This is a genomic window from Paratractidigestivibacter sp. (genome assembly GCF_052362415.1).
Lineage (GTDB): Bacteria > Actinomycetota > Coriobacteriia > Coriobacteriales > Atopobiaceae > Paratractidigestivibacter.
Genome location: NZ_DAWEMK010000009.1, coordinates 1 through 6,071 on the forward strand (window position 1 = coordinate 1; position 6,071 = coordinate 6,071).

The window sequence follows — 6,071 nt, forward strand, 5'->3', positions numbered from 1 at the left end:
CTGCGCCGCGGGCTTCGGTGCGGCACCGACCTCGGTGAAGACGACCTTCCTGTGTCCGAACACCGCGTGCACAGCGGGATCGACCACCGCGCGGACGTCGCCGCGCTCGAGCATCTTCAGCGCGAAGCCGGAGCCGGCGGGCAGGCCGACGGTGAGCGTCTCCCCATCGTCGGAGACCGGCGAGGCGGACAGCAGCAGGGAGCGTTTGGCGGGAGACTGCTTGAGCGGGCCGTCGACAACCTGCTTCCAGGCGCGCTGCAGCGCAGCGGGCGCCATGGGGGCGGAGGACGCCGCGGCGGCGGGCTGCGGGGCCATCGCCGGCTGAGGCACTGGCTGCTGCGGGCGCGCCGGTTGCCGCGCGGGCTGCTGCGGGCGGGCCGGTTGCTGCGCGGGCTGCGGGGCCATCGTCGGTTGAGGCGCGGGCTGCTGCACGAATGCGGGCTGAGATGTCATCGCCGGCTGGGACACCCCGGCACCTCCGTTGCCAGCTCGGCGCTCGCCAGCTGCGCGACTCGTGTCAGCAAAGGGAGCCGGGGCTGCCGGAGCGGGAGCTGCCGACGTCGGCACTTGAGAAGCCGCAGTGCTCGCGACACCGGGCGCGGCTGTCGGCCCAGCGACCGGCACCGCCGCGAATGCACCTCTTTCCAGCTTCTGCTCGAGGATGGCGAGACGATCGGCGAGCGCCTCGACCGTGAGGTCAGTCTCCGGCCGCGCGATGCGCGTGAAGGCAATCTCTAGAACGAGCCGCTGGTTGGTGGCGGTGCGCATCTCGCTCGAGGCGTCGCCGAGCACGGTGAGGACGCGGGCGACGCGGTCGGGCGAGCCGAAGGCGGCCGCCTCGGCGCGCAGGGCGTCGAGGGCCTCCCCCGTCGCGCTCACCGCGCCCGGAGCGTCCGGCGCGACCGATACAACGTAGACGTCGCGCACATGCCCGGCGAGCTCGCGGGTGAACTGCAGCAGGTCGCGGCCCGATCCCACGAGCTTCTCGACCTCGGCAAAGAGCGCCGGCACGTCCCTTTGGGCGAGCGCCGTCGCCGTGGTGCCCAGAACGGACCCGGAAACCTCGCCGAGGAAGTCCTGCGCAGCCTTGACGCCGATGTGGCCGTTGCCAAAAACGCTGAGCTGCTCCAAGGAGGTCAGCGCGTCGCGCATGCCGCCACGCGCGTGGCGCACGACGAGCTCGAGCGCGGCGTCGTCGAAGGTGAAGCCCTCGCGGCCGCACACATAGGCGAGGTGCGCCTGCATCTCGTCGGGGGCGATGGAATGGAAGTCGAAGCGCTGAACGCGCGAGAGGATCGTGGGCAGGACCTTCTGCGGGTCGGTCGTGCACATGATGAAGATGACGTGCTCGGGCGGCTCCTCGAGCGTCTTCAGCAGCGCGTTGAACGCCGCCGTCGTGAGCATGTGGACCTCGTCGATGATGTAGACCTTGCAGCGGCCCATCGTCGGGGCGTAGTTCACGCGGCTGATGATCTCGTCGCGGACGTTGTCCACGCCGGTGCGCGACGCGGCGTCGAGCTCGGCCACGTCGGGGTGCTCGCCGGCGGCGATGAGCCGGCACTGCTCGCAGGTGCCGTCGGGCAGGCCCTCGCCCTTCTCGCACATGAGGGCCTTGGCAAGTAGGCGCGCCATGGTGGTCTTGCCCGTGCCGCGCGGTCCGCAAAAGAGGTACGCATGGCTCGTCTTGTGCTCCGAAACAGCGCGCATGAGCGTCTCGACCACGTGTTTTTGGCCGACGACCTGCTCGAACGTCTGTGGGCGGTACTTTGTATAGAGCGATTCCATGCGGCCTCCGCGGCTTCTCGATAGCTGGGCTACCAGTATACCCGTGAGCGCCGCCGGCCGAGGGAAGGCAGGCGGCGCCCTGGAGAGAAGCGCGAGACAAGAAGCGGGCGGGCGGCGGGATCGGCGCGGGCCCGTCAACGGCGGACGGGGCCGCCCATGGCTTAAAGCGCGCGAATCGAGGGTTTGATGAGGTCCAGCAGGATCTGGTCCGCACAAAGGGAATCCGCCTGAGTATCGGCGAGCGTGCACCTACCACCGGATTGAAGGTCGATCAGCTCCGAGACGCTCTCTTCCGAGTAGTACGGGCTCGGCTTTTCCTTCAAGTTTTGCTGATAGTCGTACATCCAGCCCCAGCGCGTCATCCAGATCTCTGCATACTTTCCGCCCCTGAGCTCGACGTCGGCGATGCACCCGCTGCCGATGTCACCCACTGCATACACGGGGCCGTTATTGCCTTCAATCGAGCATACCGCCATATTGCTGTACTTCTTTGAGTACACCGTCACGGTATCGCCCTCGACCGTGACCTTCACGCGACCGTCCCAGCAGGCGGGCAGGTCGAGCTGGAACGTCTGGGCAGTAACGTGACGGGCGGCCTTCGCCTCCTCCGCCTTCTTTTGCGCGATGGCGTCGTCACGGCGCTTGGTGGCCGCATCCCAGAGGCTCTTTGCAGCGTCGTCCGAATCGACACCGCCCAGCATCGCGTAATGCGTGGCATCGGAAAGCTGCCCGTCCGTTACGTCGAGCGCCGCCACGGGGGAAAGCGCAATCGCGACCGTCCCGCCCGACTCGGCGGAAAGGTCGATGCTCACATCGGGGTCGAGGTCCCCCACCTCGCACGCGATCGTGTTGTCCGGATAGGTGTACACCGTGCCGTCTGCGGCAATGGGCGACGCGACGACGACCAGTTCGTACGTACCCTGGGAGAGCTCGATACCTGCGCCTGTTGAGTCCACGTATTGGACCTCGTCGACCGACGAGCCGTCCGACTTCGTCCCCGAGACCTTGACCGGGAGCTTCGAGGCGCCCGCCGCGGTGTCCCACCCGTCGGCGGACACCGTCACCTTGACGCTATAGAGCGCCGCCGCGCGCTCGCGGGCAATTTGGGCGGCCTTCTGTTGCTGGTCGTAGTGCCACCACGCCGCGCCGGCGACAAGGCACACCGCAGCGACGACGATGGCGATCACCTTGACGTGGGACTTCTTTGCGGGGACAACACTCGTCGCGTCCTCAAGCGGGTGCCCGCATTCCGGGCAGAACGCCGCCTCGTCATCTATCTCATGATGGCAATAAGGGCAAATCATGTTCGCTCCGTCCGACGCAACGATTCGTGGGAAAAGCGCAGCATCCGCAGGGGCCGCCACACGAGGGACGCGCTACATTCGCGCGCGGACCGCGTCCAGAAGCTCGGCGTTGCGCACCGTCGCCGCAAGCGGCATGACCGGGCTCTCGGCCGCCCCGGAGCGAAGAAGCACGCAGAAGTGCGCGATCTCGCCGTGGAAGTCGTCGGGATCGTAAGGCGCCTCGACGACCTCGTCGGGACGGCCCGCCCGGTGGACGACGGCGCGCTCCGGCCGATGCGCGCGCTCAACGGCGATGCTGCCGTTCTCACAGGTAATCAGGCATGAGCAGTCGTAGTTGGCGGAGTCTCCCGCCCAAGCGACGGTTGCCTCGACATCTCCCGCGAACTCAAGCTCCGCGCGGCCCGCCCAGTCCACACGGCCGCCGGGCACTTCTTTCCAACGCGCGAGGGCAGATACGCCCGTCGGCGCGCCGCACGTCAGTTCCTCGACCCAGCTCATGGGATAGCAGCCCAGGTCATACAGGGCGCCGCCGCCCACGGGCTCGGCAAGGTAGCCGAGGCGGCCCTCGCCGTAGTCGACGAGCTGCGCGCAGTCGATCCGGCAAACCCGCCCCAGCTCACCGGTGCCAAGAAGTGCCTGTACACGGGAATGGAGCGGCACGAACCGGCACTTCATCGCCTCGACGAAGAGCACGCCGGTTTCACGTGCAACGGCGGCGACCTCGCGAGCCTCGTCTGCCGTGAGCACCGCCGGTTTCTCGCAGAGCACGGCCTTTCCGGCGCGCAGAGCGCAGACGGCCCAGCGCGCGTGCATCGAGTGCGGAAGCGCCAGGTAAACGGCATCGACCTCGGGGTCGGCGAGCAGCCGCTCGTGCGCCGCCGCGCCATCGGAGCCGTCGGCGTAGATGCGCGCCGGCGCGAACGCCGCCAGCCGCCCGGCCGACCTCCCGGACACCGCGACGAGCCGCGCGCCCTCGACCCCCGCAAGGCTCGCGGCGAACCTCTTTGCGATTCCGCCCGCACCGAGGATTCCCCAGCGAACCGTCCCCTCAACCGCCATGGCAACCTCCCGTCGTCGCTTCTCCTTGCCAAGATAGCGCACGGGGCGGCGGCGAGGCGCCGAAGGCCGCTCAGGTGATAGCATTTTGCCATTGCGCCGCGGATGAGGGATCCCGGCGCCGCAACGATCCCAAGCGGCAAGAAGCGCGAGGTCCACGTGGCCAGCATCGACCACGAACGCTGCGTGGGCTGCGGCCGCTGCATCGCCGTGTGCAACCAGGACGCCATCCATCCCGACTACGACGCCGCGCCCGAGGTCCTCAACTACAAGATCGCCGAGTACACGAAGGCCGTCGTCGACGGGCGTCCCTCTTTCCACATCAGCCTCGCCATCGACGTGAGCCCCAACTGCGACTGCCACGACGAGAACGACAAGCCCATCGTCGGCGACATCGGCTTCTTTGCGAGCTTCGACCCGGTCGCGCTCGACCAGGCGCGCATCGACGCCGTCCAGGCCGCCGCTCCCCTGCCCGACACCGAGTTCACGCGCATGCGCCAGAAGCTCGAGGACGCCGGCGAGCTCGACGAAGAGCACGCGGGCGACAAGCTCTACATCACGCATCCGGACACGGACTGGCAGAGCTGCATCGAGCACGCCGAGAAGATCGGGCTCGGCACCCACGAGTACGAGCTCGTCCGCGTGAAGTAGGTTTTCGCGCGCGGCGCGCCGGGCGCGGGTCGCCGGGCGCGAGTCGCCGGGCGCGAGTCGCCGCAGCAGCGCCGACACACGAAGCTCCCTCCCGTTTTGCCCAAAACACCGCCTCAAACAGGCAACGTATGGGCAAAACCGGAGGGAGCCTCGCTGTTTTCTTGGCAAGAAGGACGCCGCAAGCGCCGATTACTGTTCGGGTATCGGCGGCGGAGTTGCCCCGCCGTTGTTGAACAGAACCGCAAGCCCTGCCACGGAGCTCGCCGGTGCCCAATCGGCCATCCCTTCTTTCCAAACAAGAGAAGACGGAGCGAGGTCCCCGGCCGTCGCCATACCACGAAGAGCCGCAAGGTCAAACGGTCCCGCCGCGGCGCCATTGACGGCCACGTGATATCGCTCGACAGGAATCGGCGGCGGCACAGAAGCCCCCGGAGCCGCACCAGAACCGGAAGGAGAGCCGCCCATTATGCCGTTCAACGTGCTTGCGATGTTCTGACCAACGGCGCTGCCGACCGCCATGCCCGCCGCCATGCCGGCCATATCCATTCCTCCCCCGCCGCCAAGGCCAACGCTCGCCGAACCGTGCTCACCCATGTGCCCTAGCGCCTCCGCACCTGCAACGCCGACTTCCGCCTGCGTCTCTATCTGGAACGAAGGCAGGTTCGCGGATTGAGTCTGCTTATGCACCCGATACTGACCCTCTTCGCGCTCAATGCGCAGCGTTTCCTGAAGGTTCTCCATCTGAACGCGCTGCATGTCATGGATATTCTTGACGTTTGCCTCCGTCTGCGCACGGACAGTCGCCACAGCCACGTCACGAGACACCCACATCAGCTGCTGATACCCTTCGCTTTCTTTGTCCACATCAATCGCGGAGATGTCGAGCGAACCAACCTCAATGCCAAATGTCTCCAAAAGCCGCGGGGCGAGCGCCCTTTGCGCGAGCTCGGATAAGTCGTCGGTACGGCCCGCGAGCTGCTGCAAAGGAATCTCGAGGTTCATAGGCATATCGGCCAAGATCGTCTTTACACGGCGAGAAACCGTGTCTTTTATCTGCGTCCGGAAGTCCTCAATACCGAACTCGTCAAGTCGATGCAGCTCGATGAACCTCCGGTAATCGGCAATGTGGAAAGTAATGGCACCGCGAACTGCCACGGGAACGCCAATGTCCGGAAAGCGCGTGTCGAAGACGTCGAAGTATCGCACCGCAAAGCGCGTCTGAATGACCTTCGCCAGATTGATGAAGTAGACCTCCGCCGGAAACGGCGTGCCCCC

The 6,071-nt window shown here is 66.9% G+C and carries 5 protein-coding genes; 1 reads left to right on the top strand and 4 read right to left on the bottom strand.

Annotation, left to right across the window (positions count from 1 at the left end; translation table 11 throughout):
• The 3 genes from dnaX to ACT84W_RS01880 all read right to left on the bottom strand — a co-directional run.
• Positions 1-1,785, bottom strand: a 1,785-nt coding sequence (dnaX, locus tag ACT84W_RS01870; protein WP_444328006.1) for a DNA polymerase III subunit gamma/tau, incomplete at its 3' end; no start/stop codon positions are given.
• Positions 1,786-1,946: 161 nt separating this feature from the next.
• A complete protein-coding gene (locus tag ACT84W_RS01875; RefSeq protein WP_444328007.1) occupies positions 1,947-3,089 on the bottom strand; it encodes a zinc-ribbon domain-containing protein in 1,143 nt (380 codons plus the stop codon).
• Between the two features lie 72 nt (positions 3,090-3,161).
• Positions 3,162-4,148, bottom strand: a complete 987-nt coding sequence (locus tag ACT84W_RS01880) for a Gfo/Idh/MocA family protein (RefSeq protein WP_444328008.1) — start codon at positions 4,146-4,148, stop codon at positions 3,162-3,164.
• A 102-nt stretch (positions 4,149-4,250) separates the two neighbouring features.
• Here ACT84W_RS01880 and ACT84W_RS01885 point away from each other — a divergent pair, with 102 nt between their 5' ends.
• Complete coding sequence (locus tag ACT84W_RS01885; RefSeq protein ID WP_444328009.1) at positions 4,251-4,796, top strand: DUF362 domain-containing protein; 546 nt, start codon at positions 4,251-4,253, stop codon at positions 4,794-4,796.
• A gap of 189 nt (positions 4,797-4,985) precedes the next feature.
• Here ACT84W_RS01885 and ACT84W_RS01890 read toward each other — a convergent pair.
• On the bottom strand, positions 4,986-6,071 hold a 1,086-nt coding region (locus ACT84W_RS01890; protein ID WP_444328010.1), incomplete at its 5' end, for an SPFH domain-containing protein.